This window comes from Janthinobacterium sp. GL_088 (genome assembly GCF_057837845.1).
In genome coordinates, this window is sequence record NZ_CM174453.1 from 2,437,578 (window position 1) to 2,459,485 (window position 21,908).

18 protein-coding genes and 2 tRNA genes are annotated in these 21,908 nt (G+C 65.4%); 6 read left to right on the forward strand and 14 right to left on the reverse strand.

The features are described from left to right. Positions 1-29: 29 nt before the first annotated feature. Positions 30-860: an AraC family transcriptional regulator gene (locus tag AC3IQ7_RS11230; RefSeq protein ID WP_489209572.1), complete on the reverse strand. Its 831-nt coding sequence runs from the start codon at positions 858-860 to the stop codon at positions 30-32. 127 nt (positions 861-987) lie between these two features. On the opposite strand from AC3IQ7_RS11230, the gene AC3IQ7_RS11235 reads away from it, so the two are divergent. From AC3IQ7_RS11235 to AC3IQ7_RS11250, 4 genes are all read left to right on the forward strand, one after another. Beyond that, positions 988-2,229 carry an MFS transporter gene (locus AC3IQ7_RS11235; RefSeq protein ID WP_099380160.1) on the forward strand — a complete coding sequence of 414 codons (1,242 nt, stop codon included), beginning with the start codon at positions 988-990 and terminating at the stop codon, positions 2,227-2,229. Positions 2,230-2,467: 238 nt separating this feature from the next. Further along, the gene (gene cysS, locus AC3IQ7_RS11240; RefSeq protein ID WP_489209574.1) at positions 2,468-3,850 is read left to right on the forward strand and encodes a cysteine--tRNA ligase; all 1,383 of its coding nucleotides are present in this window, start codon (positions 2,468-2,470) and stop codon (positions 3,848-3,850) included. Between the two features lie 60 nt (positions 3,851-3,910). Beyond that, on the forward strand, positions 3,911-4,483 hold the full coding sequence (locus tag AC3IQ7_RS11245; protein ID WP_158301341.1) for a hypothetical protein: 573 nt from the start codon (positions 3,911-3,913) through the stop codon (positions 4,481-4,483). Beyond that, positions 4,476-5,018 carry a hypothetical protein gene (locus tag AC3IQ7_RS11250; RefSeq protein ID WP_489209577.1) on the forward strand — a complete coding sequence of 181 codons (543 nt, stop codon included), beginning with the start codon at positions 4,476-4,478 and terminating at the stop codon, positions 5,016-5,018. Before AC3IQ7_RS11245 ends, AC3IQ7_RS11250 begins: the two co-directional genes overlap by 8 nt. Here AC3IQ7_RS11250 and dbpA read toward each other — a convergent pair. The 6 genes from dbpA to AC3IQ7_RS11280 form a co-directional block, all read right to left on the reverse strand. Beyond that, positions 5,005-6,423, reverse strand: coding sequence for an ATP-dependent RNA helicase DbpA (gene dbpA / locus AC3IQ7_RS11255; protein WP_489209579.1), 1,419 nt, complete (start codon positions 6,421-6,423; stop codon positions 5,005-5,007). The two genes, AC3IQ7_RS11250 and dbpA, sit on opposite strands and share 14 nt — an antisense overlap. 109 nt (positions 6,424-6,532) lie before the next feature. Then, positions 6,533-6,769 carry a hypothetical protein gene (locus AC3IQ7_RS11260; protein WP_436542263.1) on the reverse strand — a complete coding sequence of 79 codons (237 nt, stop codon included), beginning with the start codon at positions 6,767-6,769 and terminating at the stop codon, positions 6,533-6,535. A gap of 216 nt (positions 6,770-6,985) precedes the next feature. Beyond that, a complete protein-coding gene (locus AC3IQ7_RS11265; RefSeq protein WP_278318414.1) occupies positions 6,986-8,650 on the reverse strand; it encodes an acid phosphatase in 1,665 nt (554 codons plus the stop codon). A 116-nt stretch (positions 8,651-8,766) separates the two neighbouring features. After that, positions 8,767-11,262 carry a TonB-dependent siderophore receptor gene (locus AC3IQ7_RS11270; protein WP_489209582.1) on the reverse strand — a complete coding sequence of 832 codons (2,496 nt, stop codon included), beginning with the start codon at positions 11,260-11,262 and terminating at the stop codon, positions 8,767-8,769. 101 nt (positions 11,263-11,363) lie between these two features. Then, positions 11,364-12,374, reverse strand: a complete 1,011-nt coding sequence (locus AC3IQ7_RS11275; RefSeq protein WP_489209584.1) for a FecR domain-containing protein — start codon at positions 12,372-12,374, stop codon at positions 11,364-11,366. Between the two features lies 1 nt (position 12,375). After that, a complete protein-coding gene (locus tag AC3IQ7_RS11280) occupies positions 12,376-12,894 on the reverse strand; it encodes a sigma-70 family RNA polymerase sigma factor (protein ID WP_099380151.1) in 519 nt (172 codons plus the stop codon). Between the two features lie 320 nt (positions 12,895-13,214). On the opposite strand from AC3IQ7_RS11280, the gene AC3IQ7_RS11285 reads away from it, so the two are divergent. Beyond that, complete coding sequence (locus tag AC3IQ7_RS11285) at positions 13,215-13,781, forward strand: hypothetical protein (RefSeq protein WP_489209586.1); 567 nt, start codon at positions 13,215-13,217, stop codon at positions 13,779-13,781. A 64-nt stretch (positions 13,782-13,845) separates the two neighbouring features. Here the strand turns inward: AC3IQ7_RS11285 and AC3IQ7_RS11290 are convergent. The 5 genes from AC3IQ7_RS11290 to AC3IQ7_RS11310 form a co-directional block, all read right to left on the reverse strand. After that, positions 13,846-13,922, reverse strand: a tRNA-Met gene (locus AC3IQ7_RS11290). Between the two features lie 133 nt (positions 13,923-14,055). After that, positions 14,056-14,132, reverse strand: a tRNA-Met gene (locus AC3IQ7_RS11295). Between the two features lie 46 nt (positions 14,133-14,178). Continuing rightward, positions 14,179-15,357, reverse strand: a complete 1,179-nt coding sequence (locus tag AC3IQ7_RS11300) for a class I SAM-dependent methyltransferase (RefSeq protein ID WP_322428119.1) — start codon at positions 15,355-15,357, stop codon at positions 14,179-14,181. A gap of 59 nt (positions 15,358-15,416) precedes the next feature. Next, positions 15,417-16,238 carry a hypothetical protein gene (locus AC3IQ7_RS11305; protein ID WP_489209589.1) on the reverse strand — a complete coding sequence of 274 codons (822 nt, stop codon included), beginning with the start codon at positions 16,236-16,238 and terminating at the stop codon, positions 15,417-15,419. A 61-nt stretch (positions 16,239-16,299) separates the two neighbouring features. Next, a complete protein-coding gene (locus tag AC3IQ7_RS11310) occupies positions 16,300-16,509 on the reverse strand; it encodes a hypothetical protein (RefSeq protein WP_034755039.1) in 210 nt (69 codons plus the stop codon). Between the two features lie 178 nt (positions 16,510-16,687). On the opposite strand from AC3IQ7_RS11310, the gene AC3IQ7_RS11315 reads away from it, so the two are divergent. Further along, on the forward strand, positions 16,688-16,855 hold the full coding sequence (locus tag AC3IQ7_RS11315) for a hypothetical protein (RefSeq protein ID WP_168208539.1): 168 nt from the start codon (positions 16,688-16,690) through the stop codon (positions 16,853-16,855). 4 nt (positions 16,856-16,859) lie between these two features. On the opposite strand, the gene AC3IQ7_RS11320 is transcribed toward AC3IQ7_RS11315, so the two are convergent. Then, on the reverse strand, positions 16,860-20,618 hold the full coding sequence (locus AC3IQ7_RS11320; RefSeq protein ID WP_489209591.1) for an AAA family ATPase: 3,759 nt from the start codon (positions 20,616-20,618) through the stop codon (positions 16,860-16,862). Positions 20,619-20,634: 16 nt separating this feature from the next. Then, a complete protein-coding gene (locus AC3IQ7_RS11325; RefSeq protein ID WP_489209593.1) occupies positions 20,635-21,861 on the reverse strand; it encodes an exonuclease SbcCD subunit D C-terminal domain-containing protein in 1,227 nt (408 codons plus the stop codon). Between the last annotated feature and the right edge of the window lie 47 nt (positions 21,862-21,908).

A 21,908-nucleotide genomic window follows, 5' to 3' on the forward strand; every position in this document is an offset into this window, starting at 1 on the left:
AAAAGCAGCCTGCGGGCTGCTTTTTCCGTTTAATCGGCGGCGCGCCACTCGCTCAGGTAGTGTTGCGGCGTGCGGCCCAGGATGCGGCGGAACATGGCGCTGAAGGCGCTGGGGCTGGCGTAGCCCAGCGCATAGGCGATGGCCGCCACGCCTTCGCCCCGGTCCAGGCGGCAGAAGGCCTCGGCCAGGTGGACTTGCTGCAGCCATTGGCGGTAGTGCAAGCCCGTTTCCTTGGGAAATAGACGGATCAGGGTGCGCGCGCTGGCACCCGCATCCTGCGCCCACTCCTCGATGCTGCGCCGGCTGCCGGGCGCTTCCATGATGGCAGAGCAGACGGCCACCAGGCGCCGGTCGCGCGGCCAGGGGATGGCGAGGGGCACGGTATCGGCCGCCGCCAGTTCCGACAGGATCAGGTGCGCCAGCCAGTCGCCGCGTCCCGCCAGCGCATATTCGATCGGTTCGGCCAGCAAGGCCAGGATCAGCTCGCGCAATAGCCGGCTCACTTCCAGCACCTTGCAATCGTGGCCATATTGGGCCGCCACCTGCGCATCGATGTACACGGTGCGCATGCTCAGTTCGCTCAAGATGTGGACTTCATGCACGACGCCCACGGGGATCAGCAGGGCGCGCCGCGGCGGCAGGATCCACACGCCGTGCCCGGTGGAGACGCGCATCACGCCTTCCGTCGCATACAGCAGTTGCGCCCGCACATGGCTGTGCGGCGCCGTGTAGTCGCCCGCCGCATATTGCCTGGACATGGCCGTCACGGGGCGCGGCACGTGCTGGTAATCGTGCGAGCTGGTGCTGCGGCTGAACGGCACGCCATCGGGATGGGTCTGGGCGGGTTGCTGGGTGTACATGTGGGGCGTTGGCTTGTCTCTTGGTTGTCACTTGGGCGACGATTATTGGAAGTTATCAGTTCAGCGACCATACTATACTGGCTTCTTTGCCGGGCCGCCCGCCGTGCCCGATTATTGCGGATGACACATGCACACAACTACACCTGCCCCAGCATTGGCCACGCCCGTGCCGGCGGCTCCCTCGCTTCAAAGTTCCCAACAACAATCCGGTCTGGCCATGCACATCCTGGGCGCTGTCGCCTTCGTGCATTTGCTCAATGACTTGATCCAGGCATTATTGCCGTCGATTTATCCGATGCTGAAAGCCGAGTTTTCACTCAGTTTTACCCAGGTCGGCCTCATTACCCTGACGTTCCAGTGCACGGCATCGTTGCTGCAGCCGTGGATCGGCTTGTACACGGACCGCCGTCCGCTGCCATTCCTGTTGCCGGTCGGCATGTGCTTTACCCTGGCCGGCGTGCTGATGCTGTCCATCGTCTCGACCTTCCCGACCCTGCTGATCGCCGCTGGCCTGATCGGCGTCGGTTCGTCGACCTTCCACCCGGAGGCGTCGCGCGTGGCGCGCATGGCGTCCGGCGGACGCTACGGCTTTGCCCAGTCGCTGTTCCAGGTGGGCGGCAATGTCGGCTCCGCCCTGGGCCCCCTGCTGGCGGCGGCCGTCATTGTGAACCGTGGCCACGGCAATGTCGCCTGGTTCAGCCTGCTGGCCGTGCTGGCCATCGGGGTGCTGTACAAGGTCAGCCACTGGTATAGCGGCCACCTGGCCAGCTTCAAGCCGAAGACGGGCGGCCATGGCCCTAACTTGTCGCGCAACAAGGTGATTGGCGCGCTGGGTGTGCTGGCCCTGCTGGTGTTCTCGAAGTACATCTACATGGCCAGCCTGTCGAGCTATTACACGTTTTATTTGATCGACAAATTTCACCTGTCGCTCGGCGATGCCCAGTTGTATCTGTTCCTCTTCCTCGCCGCGGTGGCGGCCGGCACCTTTATGGGCGGCCCCATCGGCGACCGCATCGGCCGCAAGCGCGTGATCTGGATTTCCATCCTAGGCGCCGCGCCATTTACCCTGCTGCTGCCGTACGTCGACCTGTTCTGGACGGCCGTCTTGACGGTGATCATCGGTTTCGTGATTTCGTCCGCCTTTTCCGCTATCGTCGTCTTTGCGCAGGAACTGGTGCCGGGCAAGGTGGGCATGATCGCGGGGATATTCTTTGGCCTGATGTTCGGCGTCTCGGGCATCGCGGCGGCCGCGATGGGCCACCTGGCCGACGTGTCGGGCATCGCCTATGTGTATAAAATCTGCTCCTACCTGCCGCTGTTGGGCATCCTGACGGTACTGCTGCCGCATATCGAGCAGGCGAAAAAGTAGGCCCGCGTCGCGGGAGGGCTTGACGGCCCGCCGGCACACATGCGATATTCTCCCCCATGAGCTCTTCCATCCTCCATCCAGTCCTTGCATACCGCGCCGCTGCTGCGCTGTGTCCGTGTACCTGGCTTCGCGAGGATGCGGCCCGGCGCCGTTAAACTTTTACTCCTCATTCCGATGGCCACAGTGTTGAAAAACCTGTGGCCATTTTCTTTTTCCGCAACGCGCATGAAAGCCCCGCATGACACTTCATTTGTACGACACGTATAGCCGCAGCCTGCGGCCCTTCGAGACCATCGCCCCCGGCAAGGCTGGCGTGTATGCCTGCGGCCCCACCGTCTACGACTATGCGCACATCGGCAACCTGCGCACCTATCTGTTCGTCGACGGCTTGCGCCGCGCGCTCGAGTTCAACGGCTTGCAGGTGCGCCACGTGATGAACATCACGGACGTGGGCCATTTGACATCGGATGCGGACAGCGGCGACGACAAGATCGAGGCACGCAGCGCCCGCAGCGGCAAGTCGGCCTGGGATATCGCCGTCGAATTCACGCGCGCGTTCGAGGGCGATCTGCGCGCGCTGAATATTCTGCCGCCCACCGTCTGGTGCCGCGCCACGGACCACATCGCGGAGCAGATTGAATTTATTCTCGACCTGGAAGCGAAGGGCTACACTTACCGCACGGACGACGGCATCTATTTCGACACGACGCGCCAGGACAGTTACGGAAAACTGGCGCGCCTGAACCGCGACGGCCTGCAGGCGGGCAAGCGCGTGGACCTGGGCGAGAAGCGCGACATCTGCGACTTTGCGCTGTGGAAGTTCAGCGGCGTGCCGGGACAGCGGCAGATGGAATGGGACAGCCCGTGGGGCCTGGGTTTTCCGGGCTGGCATATCGAATGCTCGGCCATGGCGGAAAAGCACCTGGGTGCGTATTTCGACATCCATTGCGGCGGCGAAGACCACGTGGCCGTCCACCACAGCAACGAGATCGCGCAAACGGAAGCGCGCCACGGCACGCGCCTGGCCAACTTCTGGCTGCACGGTGCCTTCCTGAAAACACAGGACGCGAAGATGTCGAAATCCTCGGGCGACTTTTTACGCTTGCAAAGCCTGGTGGAGCAGGGCGTCGATCCGCTGGCCTACCGCTACCTGTGCCTGGGCGCCCACTACCGCAGCAGCCTCAATTTCACGGACGACGCCCTGCGTGCCGCCAGCAGCGGCCTGGCGCGCCTGCGGGTCAGCGTACATGGCCTTGGCGAAGCGCAGGGGGAGGCCGCTCCTGATCCTGCATGGCTGGCGCGTTTCGCGGCGCAGATCAACGATGACCTGAACTTCCCGCGCGCGCTGGCCGTGGCCTGGGAACTGTTGAAAAGCGAGCTGCCGGACGCCGTCAAAAAGACCACCATGGCGCGCTTCGATGCTGCCCTGGGGCTCGATCTGCTGGCCTGGCAGCCGGCGCAGGTGGCAGTGCCGCAGCCAGTGCAGGCGTGGATGGCGGAACGGGCCCTCGCCCGCGCGCAGCGCCAGTGGGCCGAGGCCGACCGCTTGCGCGCACTGGCGCGCGCGGCCGGCTATGACATCGACGATACGCCGCAGGGGCAGCAGGCGCGTCCCCTGTGAGCGTGTGGCCGTATCTGTGGCGGCCATGCATAATGGCCGCCTGATGAAACTGGAGATGCCGTGAAGCGTCGTTTGCTGCTATTGAGTTTTTGCCTTGCCTTGTCGAACTCCGTCCAGGCGGCCAGCGCCTGCCCCGGCTTTCCCGCGCTGGCCACCTCCGGCGAGGCGCTGCTGGCGCAAGTGCGCGCGCTGCCGCCCGTCGGCATCGATCGCGAACGGCAGGCGTGCGCGCCGGCGACCGTCATCGATTTCGCCTACAGCGGCGGGGTGCTCTGTCGTTTTGGCAGTGAAGTGGATACGGCGACATCGGCCGTCACGCGCCTGGCGGACGGCGGTGAACTGGTCGAGTACCTGTACCTGTTCCCGTATGCGCCGGCCACGCATGCGCGCCTGCTGGCGCTGCTGGCCGCGCGGTTTACGCCAGTCGACAGGGCGGCCTGGCCGATCTTCCTGCAGGCGGCCAAGCCCGGCAAGGAAACCACGGCCCTGTTCACCCACGGCGGCTTTTATATCTCGTTGGGCAAGCCCACCGAAGGCGATCCTGCCGAATGGTATTCGAATGTGATCTTTGAAAAGGTGGATAAACCCGCGCTGGGCGTGCGCAAGGTGTGCAAGGAAGCTGGCGATGGCTGAAGCGGATGCCTTTCCGGCCGCATTGGCCGGCACGGTGGCGCAGCTGCTGCCCGCGCTGGGGAGCAGCCACGCGCACCCGCCATTTGCCGTGCGCCAGGATGGACAGGCCTTGTTGATCCCGACGCGCACGTATTACGACCGCGAGCGGTTGCTGGCCTGCACGCGGCTGCCCGGCGACGCGGGCGTGATCGCCCTGTGCCTGGGCACGCGCCACCATGATGGTCACGTGCGCGAAGCGTGCTTAAAACAGCTGTTGCTGCAGGAGCGGGCATGGACGGTGCCCTTCGTCGTGCACCTGTGCGGTGAGTACGTGCTGGAGATTGTCGAGAGAATCGGGTCGGCGCTGCCGGCCTGGAATGCGCAGGCGCTGGTGCGCTACCTGCGGGAAAATCCCGCGTATGTGGCCACCCTGGAGCGGCGCGCCATCAGCTACTGGAACTGCTACTACCGCCGGGAGTATCCCGTGTGGGAAGATTATCCGGGACGCAGGGCCATGGCGGCCCTGCGTGCCTTGCCGGTGCTTACGCTTCGATAAAGCGCATCTTGAAGCTGCGGCCCTTGATGTTGCCGAAGTCGCGGCCCAGGGTATTGCCTGCGTTGAGGCGCTTGAAGGCAGCCTCTGCCACCTTGCGGTCCAGCGCCACGTAGGTCATGAACTCGAACACGTTGATCTTGCCCACTTGCTCCTTGGTGAGACCGGCGTCGCCCGTCAGCGCGCCCAGCAAGTCGCCTGGACGCAGCTTGTCCTTCTTGCCGCCCATGATGCACAGGGTGACCATTGGCGCCGGCAGCGCTTCCATGCCGTCATCTTCGGCCAGTTCCTTCAGGTCGTGCCATTCGGCGGCGCTGTTCTGGTATTGCTCGATCAGCTTGACCCATTTTTTTTCGTTCGGCGCACACAGCGACAGGGCCAGGCCCTTCTTGCTGCCGCGGCCCGTGCGGCCGATGCGGTGGATGTGCACTTCCGTGTCCTTCGACACGTCGACGTTGATCACGGCGCCCAGGTCGGAGATATCGAGGCCGCGCGCGGCCACGTCGGTGGCCACCAGCACGGAGCAGCTGCGGTTGGCGAACAGCACGAGGATTTCATCGCGCTCGCGCTGTTCCAGCTCGCCGTACAGGGCCAGCGCGGAAAAGCCTTGCTGGCGCAGTTCTTCGGCCAGTTCGCGGCAATGCACCTTGGTGTTGCAGAAGGCCAGGGTCGATTCCGGCTTGAAGTGCTTGAGCAGCTTGCCGACGGCGCCATTGCGCTCGTCGAAGCCGATTTCATAGAAGCGCTGTTCGATCTTTTCGTTGTCGTGCTGCGCCTCGACCGTCACTTCCAGCGGATTGACGAGGAACGATGCCGTGGCGCGGCGGATGTCTTCCGGATACGTGGCCGAGAACAGCAAGGTCTGGCGGCGCGCCGGGCAGGCGCTGACGATGCCGGCGATTTCCTCGTAAAAGCCCATGTCCGTCATGCGGTCGGCTTCATCGAGTACCAGGGTTTGCACGTGATTCAGGTTGATGGTGCCGCGGCCCAGGTGGTCGCGCATGCGGCCCGGCGTGCCGACGACGATGTGGGCACCATGTTCCAGCGAGGCGATTTGCGGGCGCATCGGCGCGCCGCCCGTCAGGGTCAGTATCTTGATGTTGCCAGCCGCGCGGGCCAGGCGGCGCAGCTCATTGGCCACCTGGTCGGCCAGTTCGCGCGTGGGGCACAGCACCAGGCCTTGCACGGCAAACCAGGCCGGATTGAGCTTGTGCAGGATGCCGATGCCGAAGGCGGCGGTCTTGCCGCTGCCCGTTTTCGCCTGGGCGATCAGGTCGCGGCCATCGAGTACCGCCGGCAGGCTTTGCGCCTGGATGGTGGTCATCTCGTGGTAGCCGAGCGAATCGAGGTTGGCCAAAAAGGCGGGCGTCAGCGGCAGGCTGGAAAAGGAAGTGGTAGTGGCATTCATGGGCGGGAACCGGTAAAAAGCGGGTGGATGGGCACAGTCTACAGGCGTTCTACGCCCTTGTGCGGATGGTGGTGTGGAAGCTGGCGGCAAACGGCCGCCGGCATGGATACTAATTGTCGGGCGCCCAGATGGGCAAACCGGTCAGGTCAAGGCCGGCGTCGCGCGTCCAGACGGGCAAGCCCGTGGCGTCGGTCGGCTCCAGCAATTCGAGCTGCACCTGCTTCAGCGCCACCTTGCGCGCGCGCGCGCGGCGCTGCGGCTCCGGCGCCGGCTCTGGCGCCTCGTGCGCTGGCGGCGGGCCGAAGCCGGGCAAGTCGATGGTGGCGTTGTCTTTTTTGTCTCTCATTTGCTAACCTCAGTCCCTGGCCTGCGAAAGCCAAGGGGCGGGCAAGGTGCTGCCTGCCTATGTCTATACGCTTTAACTTCATCCACAAAACAAAAGCCCGGCTACTGGAGTCGGGCTCATTGTTGGGACAAGCTGCAGGAAAACTTGTCCTGCGGATTTAAGTGCGGCACGCAGTGTATCACAGGCGTGCCGCATTGTGGGATGCGCTGTTGCCTATCAGCGGAAGCTCAGGGCACCGGTCAAGTCGCCCGGCGGCAGCGCGCCACGGGACGCGAAGGCGTCATTGCGCACTTTCAGGCCTTCGAGCAGCGGCAGGTCGTGCAGGCGCGTGATCAGGCGCAGGATCGACGTCGTGTCGTAAAAACTGTGGTCGACGGCGCCTTTCTTCGCGTACGGCGAGATGACGATGGCGGGAATGCGCGTACCCGGACCCCAGCGGTCGCCTTTTGGAGGCGCCACGTGATCCCACCAGCCGCCGTTTTCATCGAACGTGATCACCACGATCATGTCTTTCCACTGCGGCGATTCCTTCAGATGCTGGATGACGTTGGCCACGTGCTGGTCGCCCGATTCGATATCCGAGTACCCGGCGTGCAGGTTCAGATTGCCCTGCGGCTTGTAGAAGGTCACGGCCGGCAGCTTGCCCGCCACGGCGGCGGCGAGGAATTTGTTCGAGATCGGGCTGTCGCCCGTGCCGCCATCGCGCAGGTGCTCGGCGCGCGCCGCAGTGCCGGGCGCGAACTGCTTGAAGTAGTTCAGCGGCTGGTGGTGGAACTGGAAGTTCGGTTTGCTGCCGCCGCCCTTGTGGTCGAGCGCCGCTTGCCAGCCGCCGCCATACCACGCCCAGCTGACGCCCTTGCGCGACAGCAGGTCGCCGATGGTGTCGTAGGTTTGCGGCGGCAGGGTATTCGCGTCGGCCGGATCGGCATGCAGCGGGTCGCCGTCAAACGCGGGGCGGATATAGCTCGGTTGATATGGCGGCGCCATGGTGTTGACGGCATAGCCGTCCGGCGTGAGGGCGCCATCATTGACGTATTTCGGCTTGCCGTCCAGTGCCGAGGCGGGGCAGTCGGGCGAGATCGCCAGGCGCACGCCTTGCGGGCCGTCGGACAGCACGGCGATCTTTTTCTTCGCCGCCGTCTCGGAAGCATTGAAGTATTCGTTGGCGCGGCCCGTGACGAGGAACTGGTGGTTCATGTAGGAGCCGCCGAAGGCCGCCATGAAGAAGTTGTCGCACAGGGTGTACTGCTCGGCGATCTGCCACAGGTTCAGGTTTTTCGACGTTTCGCCGTAATGGCCCATCACCAGGCCGCCGCTGTCGGCCCACGCGGCAAAGCCGTCGTTCTTGCCGCCGTTGATCTGCATCTGGTTGTTATAGAAGCGGTGCACGAGGTCGCGCGTGATGATGCTCTCGGGCAGGGGCTTGCCGGCTGCGTCGCTCAATTTGTAGGGCGCGTTCGGCAGGCCGGAAATCTGCTCTTCCTTGATCAGGTAATCGATGCCGCCGATATTTTGCTGGTTCGGCACGAGGCCGCCCCAGATTTTCGGCAGGGTGGCCAGCGGCTTGCCATCGCGGTCCAGTTGCTGCGCCTGTTCCGCCGTGACGGCGGACAGGGGCGCGCTGGTGCCGGGGAAGTTGGCGAACAGGTTGTTGAAGCTGCGGTTTTCCAGGTAGATCACGACCACGTTCTTGACGTGCGCCTTGAGTTTCGCGTCGAGCGAACCTTTGGCGATGGTCTTTTTGGCTGGCGCGGCGTCGGCCAGCGCCGGCAGGCTGGCGGCCAGGCCGACTGCGGAAGCGGCCTGGAAAATGCGCCGGCGCGAGGGATTGGCGGGTTGGTCGGCCGGATCGGCTGGCAGGGCGGGGGCGAGGTCCTTCACACATTCTCCTTGGGTGTCTCTATGGGCACGGGCGTTGACGGCAATGGCCGGCAACGCCCGTGAAGCGGGAAAATTGTATCACCGGCCCTGCGCCAATGTGAAATATTCAGCCCGGCCTAGAATTGATAGCGCACGCTCAACGCCACCTTGCGCGCCGGGCCATACATGCCCGAGTACCACCAGTCCGACACGGAAGCCGTGTATTTTTTGTCGAACAGGTTGGCCACGTTGACGGTGGCCGACAGCTTGTCGTTGACGTCGTAGCGCACCATCAGGCTGGCCACCGAGTATGCCTTCTGTTCCCAGTGCATGGTGCTGTTGATCTGCCATGCGTCGATGTCGGAATACACGCGGCTCTGCCAGTTCATGCCGCCACCCACCGTCAGGCGATGCAGCTCGCCGGGCAGGCGGTAAGTGGTCCACAGTTTCACCAGGTGGCGCGGGAAGGTGGTCAGGATGGCCTTGCCAGCATTGTTTTCCGTCTGGCTGTACGACCACGATGCCGAAATATTCCAGTCCGGCGTGATGGCGCCCGTCGCTTCCAGGTCCACGCCCTGGGTCTTGGCGCCCTGGATGGCGCGGTTGGCAGGATTGTTCGTGCCAGGCACGGTGTAGCCGGGGTCCGATTCGGACAGATTGCTCTGGCGGATCTGGTACAGCGCGGCAGAGGTGTTCAGGCGGCCATCGAACCAGCCGCTCTTGACGCCCGCTTCCAGGGTCTTGCCCTCGCGCGGCGCCAGCAGCTTGCCATAGCGGTCTTGCGATGCTTGCGGCTGGTAGATGGTGGAGTAGCTGGCGTAAGCGCTGTGCGTGCCGTCGATGTCGAATACGAGGCCGCCATACGGCGTGAAGACACGGCTCTCCGAGGCGGGGGACGCGCTGTAAAAATTCACGGACGGCGCGTCCGAGATGTAGTTCTCGCTGTAGCGCAGCACCTTGGCGCCGGCGATCAGTTTCAGGCGTTCGGAGAGGTTGAAGCGGCTGGCCGCGTAGGCGCTGGCCTGGCGGCGCGTGCTGTCGTAGATGACGGTGGTGCCGCCAAACACGGGCGTTGCCGTGCGATTCCAGCGGTACAGGTTGACGGGCGTGTTTTCGACCCCCCGGTCGAAACGGCCATCGGTCGTGCTTTGAAATTCGCTGTAGTCCATGCCCAGCACCAGCTCGTGCTGGCGGCCAAACGCGCTGAACGGCCCGCGCACATTGACGTCCACGCTGTTGACCTGAAGCTGGTAGTCGCGGTAGTCGGCGTTCAAGCGCAGGCCATCGCCCGTGGCCTGGTCGGGAAAGCCGCCACTGACGCTCAGGTAGACGGCGCGTTCTTCCTGCGACGATTGCACGCGGTTGGCCGAGATCTTCAGCTTCCAGTCGTTGGCCAGCGCGTGCTCCACGGTGGCGAAGAGGTCGGTCGAATTGGTGTCGAAGCTATTCGACTTGGCGGCCGGGCTGAAAGAGCGCGGCAGGTCCGTCATGACGCCATTGCTGTAGAACAGGGGGAAGCCCAGGTAGGACAAGGATCCGTTCGAGCGCTTGCGCTGGTGCGTGACGCCGGCCGTCAGCTTCGTGTCGCGTGACAGGTCCGCTTCGACCACGCCGTAGACCACTTTCTTGTCGCGGCTGTAGCCGTCGATGATGCTGTCGCCTTCTTCGTACACCGTCACCAGGCGGCCGCGCACGGTGCCAGTCTCGTTAAGCGGACCCGAGACGTCGGCCATGGCGCGCCGCTCATCGTGGGAAGCCAGCTCGCCCTCGACCGAGGCCTGGAACTGCGCCGTCGGCTTCTTGCGCACCATGTTGATGGCGCCCGAGGCGTCGCCAGCGCCCGTCATCAGGCCCGAGGCGCCGCGCAGCACTTCGATGCGGTCGTACAGCGCCATGTCGGCCAGGCTTTGCGACGGTATCGCATTGAGGCCCAGGTTTTCCGAATGCGTGCTGACGCCATCGAGCTGGTAATTGGTGATCGAATAGCCGCGCGAAGTAAAGCCCGTGCGTTCGCTGCCCAGCGAGAACAGGGTGATGCCCGGCGTCTGCGCCATCACTTGCGCGATCGTGTTCAAACCCTGGTCCTGCATGCGTTGCTGCGTGATGACGCTGACCGACTGCGGCGTTTCCCTGATCGACAGGCCCAGCGGCGTGGCCGTGGTGATCGGCAGGGTGGAGACATACGCGCCCGAGCCTTCCGTCGCATCCTGCTGCGCTTTGACCGACACTTCCGGCATCATCGCCATCGCTTCGCCACCCGCCGCAGCATCGGCCGGGCGCAGCACATAGCTGCCGTTGGCGCTGCGCTCGGCCTTCAGGCCCGTGCCGCGCAGCACGCCGTTCAGAGCGGCCAGCACGTCGTGGCGGCCGCTCAAGCCGGCCGACGTCTTGCCGCGCGTCTGCTCCGGCGTGAAGCTGAGGATGACACGTGACTGGCTGGCGACCTGGCGCAGCGCCGTGGCCAGGTCGCCGGCCGGCACCTGGAAGTCGAGGCTGGCCGCAGCGGCGGCCGCGCTTTCCTGCGCCAGGGCCGGCGCCTGGGCGTTCAGCAGCAGGGCCGAACCGATGAAGACGAGTTGAATGGCATGCGCCATGCGCTTGATGCGCGGCTTGGAATGAATGGCAAGAGACATGGTTACCTTGTGGTGTAGTCGTCAAAAAGAACGTTGCCTACACAGGTCACGCGAGAAACGAAAGCGGGTACTTTTTTTTGCGCCGGCGTCAAAATATATTTTCAGCGCTGCGGGCGCGCTTCCACCTGCACCCAGTAGCGCGTGCGCAGGCGCACGTCCACCGGCAACGAATCGGGCAGCGACAGCAGCACGGCGTCCAGGTCGTCCAGCGGGAAGACGCCGGAGATGCGCAGGCCGGCGACGGCGTCGTCGCAGCCCAGCAAGCCGTGGCGGTAGCGGCTCAGTTCATGCAGGAAGTCGCGCAGCGGCATGGCGTCGGCCAGCAGCAAACCCTGGCGCCAGGCCCAGATGTCGGGCGAGACGGCGTGCGCGGGCAGGGCATCGTGCGCCGTCATGCCGCCGCCCTGGCCCGCGCGGAGCACGGGGCTGGCGTTGCCATGGCGCGGCATCAGCCGGACGGCGCCTTCCTCGACGGCGACCAGGGTGCTGCCATCCGCCTGGCGCACCGAGTAGCGCGTGCCCAGCGCCTGCGCCTGGCCTTGCGCGGTGTCGACGAGGAAGGGGCGGTAAGGGCGGCCCGTTTCGCGAGCCGTGGCGATGAACACTTCGCCCTGCACCAGTTGCAGCAGGCGCTGCGTGCCCGTGTAACGGATGTTCACGGCGCTGCCGCTGTTCAGGTGCAGACGGCTGCCGTCGGGCAGGGCCAGCTCGCGGCGTTCGCCCACGCCCGTGGACAGGTCGGCCAGCGCGGCGCGGGCAAGGACGGGCGCAGAGTCCGAGCGCGCGCCGAACCAGCCCGTGAGGCCGATGGTGGCTGTCCACGCCAGCAATTGCAGGCTGCGGCGGCGCGAGATGGTCGAGGCAGGACGGGAGCGCTGTGTCAACGCCTTGCGGCTGGCCTGCGCATCGAGTTCGCGCAAGCCGCCGCTGACGCTTTCGATGTGTTGCCATGCCCGTTCATGGTCGGGGTGCGCCTGGCGCCACTCGTGCCAGGCCGCTTTTTCCGCCGGCGTTGTTGCGCCGCTCATCAGGGTGGCCAGCCATTCGGCCGCCTGCATGGCGATGGCCAGGTCGATGGGCTGGCCCTGGGCGTAGACGGTGGCGCCGCGCATGTCAGGGCGAGGCAAAATCGGGCACGGCAAAAAAGCACAGCAGGTTGGCCTTGCTCAGGTATTTTTTGACGGAATGCGTGCTGGTGCCCAGTTCGGCGGCGATCTCGGCATAGGTCATGCCATCCAGGTGGGCCAGAAGGAAGGCGGCCCTGGCCCTGGCGGACAGCTGGTCCAGCGCGCGGTCGATCAGTTGCAGCGATTCGAGCAGGAGGGACATCGCTTCCGGCGAAGGCGTGCAGGCTTGCGGCTGGTGCAGCAGGGCGTCGAGGTAGGCCCGTTCGAGCGCTTCGCGCCGGCAGTGATTGGCCAGCAGGCGCTTGGCGATGGTGGCGAGGAAGGGGCGCGGCTGCGCGATCCCGGCACTGCTGCGCGCAACGAAGATCTTGATGAAGGTATCCTGCGCCAGGTCGCCCGCCAGCCCCGCATCGTGCAGGCGGCGTTTCAGCCAGTGCAGCAGCCAGGAGTGGTGCTCGGCATACAGGGCCTGGAAATCGGATGGCGGGGAAGGGGCGGACAGCATGCGTACAGTCTGGTTTAATCTAAATGAGAATTGTTCTCATAATAGCCTAGCGGCGCGCACCCGGCAATCAGGAAAACGCGGCGTTGCTGAAATGCGACTGCGTGTCCAGGCTGCGCACGGCGCCGGATTTGCGTCCGCGCACGGCAGATGTAAAAGTTTCCTTGGCGCAAGCTTTCATGTGAGAAAATGCGGCTTGTCGATGTGGTGCGGAGCGAAAAATGATGTGGATGGTTGGCGGTGCCCTGGTTCTCCTGGTCGCCAGATTCTTATGGTTGGCCTTTTTTCACCGGGTCAACGCGATGTCGCGCCAGGCGGAACTGATGAACTGGCTCGACATCGGCCGCGTGTCGAATGCCGATGGCGGCAAGGATATCCTGTTGGCGCGAAATGAGCGCGGTGCCCGGATCGACTGGCGCACGGGCGAGGTCTGGCTGATGAATCCCAAGGTGGCCGAGCCGTTTGCCGATTTCCTCGCCGTCGAGCGCTGGCTGACCTTGCGCGACATACCGGTGGCGGACAAGCCGGCCGCAGCCGCTCCTGCGCCAGCGGAACCCGAAGCGGCGCCTGAACCCGGCCCCGTGCGCGACACCTTGCCGGCCTTCCAGCAAAAGGTCGATGCTTGTCTGGCCAAGGCGGAGGGCGGCCAGGAATTGCTGGAAACGAAGCAGGCGTTCGAGGCGGGCAGCGAGCCTTACCTCGAGGCGTCGACGGAATTGAGCAAGACGGCGCTGGAGCTCGAAGTGTCGCCGGCGATGGTGGCCACGTTTCATATCAGCGCCTTTGCCGCGCTGGCCGAAACGGCGGGCGCCGACAAGCTGGAACGGGTGGCGGCCAGCCTGCATGCGGCGGCCAGGCAGATCAGGGCCAGCGTTACCATCACCGCGTGAGCGGACCAGGCCTGGAATGAAAAAACCGCTGATTCCTTTGCAGGAGTCAGCGGTTTTTATGTATTGGTTGCGGGGACAGGATTTGAACCTGTGACCTTCGGGTTATGAGCCCGACGAGCTGCCAGACTGCTCCACCCCGCAGGCGAATTATAACCGAGTTTGTTGCATTGCGAAAGAGCGCAATGCATTTGGTGTGCATGTGGGGCATGGACATACTGCGCCGCAATGGAAAAAGCCGCCGATCCCTTTGCAAGAATCAGCGGCTTTCATATATTGGTTGCGGGGACAGGATTTGAACCTGTGACCTTCGGGTTATGAGCCCGACGAGCTGCCAGACTGCTCCACCCCGCAGGCGAATTATAGCGGGGTTTGCTGCAATGCGCAATGGCTGGCTGGATTACGCTGCCGCCAGGCGCCACAGCGACGTGATTTCCTGCGAGCGGGCCGCGTGCAGGCTGTCCGTCGCATCCTGCGCGCGCGGGTGCGTGGGTTTCACGTCCAGGCGGTCGATGACCTTCAAGCCCGCCTGTTGTATCCATTCGAGCAATTGCGCGCGCGGGCGCAGGCCCAGGTGCTCGGCCAGGTCCGACAAAATCAGCCAGCCTTCGCCGCCTGGCTCCAGGTGGTCGGCCAGGCCGGCGAGGAAGCCGCGCAGCATGCGGCTGTCCGGATCGTAGACGGCGTATTCGATCGGCGAACTGGGGCGGGCCGGCAGCCATGGCGGATTGCACACGACGAGCGGCGCGCGGCCGGCGGGGAACAGGTCGGCCTGCACCACGTCGACCTTGTCGATCAAATCGAGGCGCGCCAGGTTTTCGCGTGCGCAGGACAGGGCGCGCGGGTCCTGGTCGGTGGCGACGATGCGTTGGATGCCGCGCTGCGCCAGCACGGCGGCCAGCACGCCCGTGCCCGTACCGATATCGAAGGCCAGCTTGGCGCGCGCAGGCAGCGGCGCATCGGCTACCAGGCCCACGTATTCGCCGCGGATGGGCGCGAAGACGCCGTAATGCGGGTGGATGCGCTGGCCCAGGGCTGGCAGTTCCACGCCCGTGCGGCGCCATTCGTGCGCGCCGATCAGGCCCAGCAGTTCGCGCAGCGATGCGATAAACGGCTCTTCACCGCGGCCATACGCTTCATTGCACGCCAGTTTCACGTCCGGCGCGCGGCGCAACGGGATCATGTAATCGGCATCGAAAGGCAGCAGCAGCATGGCCAGGGTACGGGCGCGCTGCGACTGCGCCTGGCGGTGCAAATGGAAGGCTTCCGTGGCGGACGGTTCCGGTTTTACGAGCTTGGCGGCCTTGGCCTTCTTGCTCGGTTTGTCGTTCTTGTGGTCGGCGCGCCGCGCCAGCGCCTGCAGCAGCTGGCGCGCATTCTGGAAGTCGCCGCGCCACAGCATGGCCGTGCCTTCGCAGGCCAGGCGGTAAGCCTGGTCGGCCGTCGTGCGGTCATCGGCGATGACGACGCGCTTGGGCGGCGGCATGCCGCTTTCCGAGCGCCAGCGGGCCGAATGCTCGGCGCCGTTTTCGCTCCAGTGGATCTGCGGATGAACGGTAGGTGAAGAAGTGTCGGACATGGGATTCAATCGATAGAAGGTGGGCGCGCGGCATGGTCGCCTGCGCAGGCCGTCTTCCATTATACGTTGCTGGCCGTGCTGCTAGCGGTGTCGGTGCCATAGGCGAGTGCCAGCGCACGGGCGCGCGCCTGCTCTTCCTTGTGGGCTTCGACCGCTGCGTCCGGCTGCACTAGCTTGAGCAAACGCAAGCTCAGGCTGCCCGCCAGGTCGCCATCCTTGCCGCTGGCGCCATCGGACGTGCCCTGATAGAGATTGCTTTGCAATTGCTGGCCCAGCAGCTTGAACAGGTCGTACAGATTGCCGGCGAAATGCGTGTCGGGCAATTCTTTGGCGGGCAGGGCGCCGTCATCGGATGCTGTGGCTTCCGGCGTTACGTCCTGGTTTTGCTCAAGCATGCCCGCGCTGATGTTCGATTGATATTGCACTTCCACTTCGAAGTCGAAGGTCTGGCCATCGGCCGTCGTGATCTTGCCCTTGCCGATGAAATGCGCGTTTTCATCGAGGCTGAAGGCGGCCGCGCGGCTGTTGCCGCCCGCGCCCGAGACGCTGGCGCTGCCGCTGCTGAAGCTGGCTCCGGCCTGCAGGTCGACCGAATCGAAGGCGACGCTGGCGCCGTCGCCGAACAGCTGGCGCGTCATGTTGCTCAGAAAATCCTGCGCCACGTCGACAGTGGCGTTGCCCAGCGCATCGGTCCGTTGCGACAGTCCCCTGGCCGACAGGTCCAGGCCATTCTTCGACAGCGCCACCACGTCTTGCGCCGTGCGCTGCATCAGGGGCGAAGCGGTGAGACCCGTGGCGCTGCTGCCCGTGCGGGACGGCTGCTGGCCAGCCAGCGTATTCGAGGCGGGTTGACGGCTGGCAAGTGCGGGAAGCTGGGACATGGCGGTTTCTCAATGAGCGAAGTACCGTTATTAACGGCGTTCTACGCCCATTCTTTAACCATTAGTGGTGGTGCGACCAGCTACCGTCTGCCGACTCCAGGTAGGATTTGACGGCATCTGCCTGGCCCGTGGCGTGGCGCTTGAGTTCGCCGCATGCGCAAATGCCCTGGTACGGCTGGATATGCGAGCAGGCGGAGACTTTTTGCAGGTAGACCTGCATGGATTTGTGACATTTTACGCACTTGAAGGTGAGGCTGCGGGCGGCTTTCATGGGTTTCCTTGAACTGTTGCGGGGCGTAGAGTTCCTCTACGCGAAGGCGGCGATTTTAACGCACTCCGGCCATCGTTACACGTTGTTGCATCTGCGCCACGCGCGCGTCAACTGAATCCGCGCCGTGACGTTGAGCGTATATAGGAGGTCGTCTGACCGCCATTGAAGAGGTAGCACCATGGACAAGCATGACAAGGAAAAGCCTGTACAGCCCGCCAAAGAGCTGGTCAGGAAGTGGCTGAAAGCCGAGCTGGCACAACGCCGGCCTCCGCCCGACCCCGAGCAGATCCGCCGTGAACTGGGCTGGGATATGCTCAAGTTGTGCCGGGAGCCGGCCAGCCGCTAGCGACTCAGCGCACCGTCACCACGCTCTTGCCGCCGGAGCCCGGCTGCACGAGGATGCGGGTGGCGATGCGCTCCGTCATTTCCTGTACGTGCGAGATGACGCCCACCTTGCGGCCCATGGCTTGCAAGCCGTCGAGCGCATCCATGGCCACGCGCAGGGTTTCCGTATCCAGGCTGCCGAAGCCCTCGTCGATGAACAGCGATTCCACGCGCACCCGGTTCGAGGACAGCGAGGCCAGGCCCAGCGCCAGGGCCAGCGAGACGAGGAACGATTCGCCGCCCGACAGCGAATGCACGGAGCGCAGTTCGCCGCCCATGTCCTGGTCCCGCACCATCAGGCCAAGCGACGGATTGTTCGGGTTGTCGATGCGTTCCAGTTGATAGCGGCGCGCCAGGTGGTTCAGGTGCGCGTTGGCATAACCGAGCAGCACTTCCAAGGTGAATTGCTGCGCGTAGTTGCGGAATTTCTTGCCGTCGGCCGAGCCGATCAATTCATTCAGGCTGGCCCAGCGCCGCTCGATGACGGCTTGCGCCTCGATCTGCGCCAGCATCGCTTGCGCGCTGTGGCGCCGCGCATCGTCCTGCGCGATGGCCAGGCGCAAGCGCGTCGCTTCCTGGTTGGCTGTCTGGCGTTCCTGCACCAGCGCGTCGAGTGCGGCCTGCAGGACTGCCACGTCCATTTCCAGCGCCTGCGGCGGCTGCTGCACGTGCACCGCCAACTGTTGCCGGCGCTCGGCCAGCACGGAAACGGCCGCCGTGTGGCGATCGGCGATCACTTGCAGGGCGTCGCGCTCGGCGCGCATGGCTTCCGGCGCGATAGCCAGGCGCGCGCGCAGCTCGTCGAGCGTGGCGGGCGCATGGCCGGAGTGAAGCTGCCGGAACTGCTGCAGCCAGTCGTGCAGGGCGCCGGTGGCGCCGTGTTCCTGTTCACGCAGGGTGGCAAGGCGCTGCGACAGCTGCGCGCACGCTTCGTCGAGGCGCGTGCGTTGCTGGCTGGCCGACTGCGCCGCCGTTTGCTGCTGCGCCAGCTGTTCTTTGGCCTGCGCGACGGCCGTTGCCAGGCTGCGTTCCACCTCGGCCACGGCCTGACCCTGCCATAGCGCGTTGCGCTGCGCTTGCAGTGCCGTGCGCTGCTTGTCGGCGGCGGCAAAGGCGGCGTGGGTCTCCTGCGCCGTGTGTTGCGCTTTGCCGGCGGCCAGCAGCACCGCTTCCAGCTGCGCGGCCAGGGTCGCCAGCGCGTGGCTGCGCTGGTCCTGGTCCGCCTGCTGTTTCAGCCATTGCCGGCTTTCCGTTTCGCGCGCCGCGCGGAAGGCGGCGGGACCGGCGCGCCAGTTGTCTTTCCACCCTTCGGCGCCTTCCACATCGGCAAACGCGGCATCGAGCTGCGCCAGCAAGGCATCGAGCGCGGCGCGCGCCGTCTCGCCCTTGTCGGCGTTGCCCGCTTGCTGCGCCTGAAGGTGGGCCAGCCGCGCTTGCGCCTCGGCGACGGTGCTTGTGCAGCGCGCGTGGTCGCTGGACGCCAGTTCATGCGCGGCCTGCGCCTGCTCGCGCAGTGTACTGGCCTGGCGCAGCGCCGTTTCCTGCCGCGCCAGCGCCTGCAAGCCTGCCGCATTGGCCGCCAGCTGCTGTGTGAACCAGTCCGCGCGCTGCTCTTCCTGCGGCAGTTGCAGGGTGTCGGCATGCGGCTGCCACTGTGCATTCAGGCTGTCGATGATGGACGGCAGTGCAGATAGTTCTTCCGCCGTCTGCGCCTGTTCGTGCATATGGGCGGCCAGTGCCGCCTTGTGCGTGGCCAGCCGTTCCAGATTGCCGCGCGCCTGCGTGCGGCAATCCAGCACCTCATCCTGCAAGCTGGCCAGCATCGCCTGCAAGGCGTGATCGGCGTGGCTGTACGGGTGTTCCAGCGCACCGCAGACAGGGCAGGGCTGCTCGTCCTGCAAATTGGCCCGCAGCTGCTCGACGCTGACCGCGCATGCCGCTTCGGCGCCCTTCAAGGATTTTTCCGCCTGCGCCAGGCGCGCTTCCAGCAGCGCCGTTTGCGCCGCTTCCGCCGCCAGTGCCGTACTTTCCGTTTGCGCGGCCTGCGTCAGCTGGGCTGCCCTCGCTTGCCAGTGCGCCAGCGCCTGCTGCTGGCGCGCCAGTTCGCTCCAGGTTTTTTCCGCGCTGCTCAACATGCGCGCGTGCGTCTCCAGCTGGCCGCGCTGTTCCTGCAGCCCCTGGCCGTCGATGGCTTGCATGGCCGCCAGCGCCTCGCGTCGCTCGGTATCGCGCAGCGTCAGGACGGCCGCGGCGCTGGCCTGCGCCGCCTGGGCCGCCTGGGTGGCGTCAAGGGCCAGGCGCACCTGGCGCGCAGATGCTGCCATGCTGGCGTCGGCCGCATCTGCTTGCGCGGCCGCTTGCCCGGCCTGGGCGAACAACTGGTCCGACAATTGCCACGACGTGGCCAGCGCTTGCCAGTGCTGGTACGACGCCAGCCACAGGCCGCCCGTTTCCTGCTCCGCTTGCATGGCCTGCTGGCGTTGCTGCAGATCGTGCAGCGCGGTGCGCGCCGCCTCGTTGGCCTGGTCGGCCGTCAGGGCCGCTTCCCTGGCCTGGCGGTGCGCCGGCAAGTGGGCTGCAATGCCGGCATCGAGCGCCTTTGCCTGGTCGAGCAGGGGGGCCGCGTCGCGCTGCGCCGCTTCCCTGGCCAGCAAGGCCGCTGACGCCAGCTGCACGGCCTGCGCCAGTTGCGTTTCGCTGGCCACGGCTTGCGCGGCCTGCAGGCGCGACGCTTCCAGCGCGGCGCCGGTGCTGGCGATCTCGCCGGCCAGGCGCTCTACGTCGTCGATCAGGGGCCGTGCCGGCTGCAGCAATTCCCACTGCGCCAGCGCCGCGCGGCGCGCTTCGGCAGCGGCGCGGTCGGCATCCGCGCCATCGAGCGTCGCTTGCGCCGCCGCTGCCTGGCTTTGCAGCTTGTGCGTCTCCTGGTGCCAGCGCTGCTGCAGTTCCAGTACGGCCTTGCGCAAGTCGATGTGTTGCAGGGCCGCTTCGGCCGCCTCGCCCAAGGTTGCCGTTTCTGCCCGTTCTTCCGGCGACAGGGGGCGCTGGTCGGCCAGTTTTTCGCCCAGGCGTTCGAGAACCTGTTTTTCCTTTTTCGCCCGTTCGAAGGCGCGCATGGAAATGTCGGTATAGATGCTGCTGCCCGTCAGGGTTTCCAGCAATTCTCCCCGCTCATTGTCTTCCGTCTTGAGGAATGTTGAGAATTCGTTCTGCGCCAGCAGCACGGCGCGCGTAAACTGGTCGAACGACAGGCCGATGCGCTTTTCGATTTCTTCCTTGACTTCCGTCTTGGTGCCGCCGATGGGCTGCAGCGCGGGCAGTTGGTGCAAGCTCATGGCGGTCGCCTGCAGCGCGCCTTCCGCCTTGGTGCGCGAACGGCGCACGCTCCAGCGCGCGCGGTAGCTTGCGCCGTCGTTGCCGACGAAGTCGACTTGCGCGTAACCGTCCGGCGTGCCGCGGCGCAGCAGGGTGCGCGTATCCTGGGCGTTGACGGTTTCCTTGCCCACGTCGGGCAGAGCACTGCCCCGTCCCAGCACTTTCAGCAAACGCGGCGTAGCGTCGTACAGGGCCAGGCACAGGGCGTCGAGCAAGGTGCTCTTGCCCGCACCCGTGGGACCGCTGATGGCGAACAGGCCGGATGACGCCAGCGGTTCCTGCTGGAAGTCGACTTCAAATTCGCCGGCCAGCGAGGCCAGGTTCTTACCGCTGATTTTCAGGATTTTCATGGTTCTTCAGTTGCGCTCACGCGCCGGGCAGCAGCAGTTCGGCCAGGGCCGACAGTTGTTCGGGTGGTGCTTCCTTGCCGTATTTTTGCAGGTACAGGCGGCGGAAGATATCGTCGGGCTGCAGCTGGCCCAATTGGTCGAGCGTCATGTTCTCGGGTGCGCTGCTGCGCGCGGCGCTCGACGTTTCGATCTTCGCCAGGCGCACCGGCTTGCCGTCGAGCGCCGTTTCGATGCGCGTGCGCAGGCCCGGTTCCGGCGCATCGAGGCGCACGCGCACTTCCAGGAAGGGTTGCGCTTCGGCGGGGGAATCGGCGACGTCGAGGGCGACCAGCTGCGCCAGCACTTCGTCTATCGGCGCCGGCGTGGCGGGCACGCGCAAGAGGGGCACGGCGCGCGGCACCTCGATGGCGCGCACGGACTGCAAGGTGTCGCCGTCGATATCGAGGCACAGCACCTGGTGGCGGTAGTGTACTTCCGCGAAGGACAGGGGAATCGGGCTGCCGCAGTAGCGGATGTGCTCCTGGCCGCCCACGGCCTGCGCCTTGTGCAAATGGCCCAGCGCTGCATACGCGATGGCGGTATCGAAAATCCCCGAGGGCAGCATCTCCGTGCCGCCGATGACGATGCGGCGCTCGGAATCGTTCGACATTTCGCCGCCCACCATGTGGCAGTGGCCCAAGGCGATGATGGCTTGTCCGGGCTGGCGGCGCGCCAGCGCCAGGTCCGTCAATTGGCGGTACAGCAGGGCGATGCCGCCCAGGTAGGCATCCTGCGTATCGCCGGCCGGCAGTTTCGGCACGTCGCCGGGGCGCAAAAAGGGCACGGCCAGGCACCAGGCTTGCACTTGCCCATCGCTGCCGGTGAGCGGAAGCAGCAGGCGCTCCAGGTCGATCTGGCCATCGTCGTTGCGCAGCACATGGCCGATGACGTGCGTGCCATGCGCGGCCAGCAGGGGGCCGGGCGCTTCCAGCCTGCCGGCCGAATCGTGGTTGCCGGCGACGACGACCAGCTGCAGCGCGGGCAGGCGCGCGCGCGCCTGCTGCAGGAATACATACAACTGCTTTTGCGAGGCGGCGGAAGGATTGGCATTGTCGAACACGTCGCCGGCGACGAGCAGCACGTCGACCTGTTCGGCGACGAGCGTGTCGAGCAGCCAGTCGAGGAAGCGCTGGTGTTCGTAGCCCCTTTCAAAATTGTGCAGGGTCTGGCCCAGATGCCAGTCGGAAGTGTGCAGCAGGCGCATGGTGGGCCAAGGGTAGGGAAGACAGGCGCCAATATAGCAGGAATGAT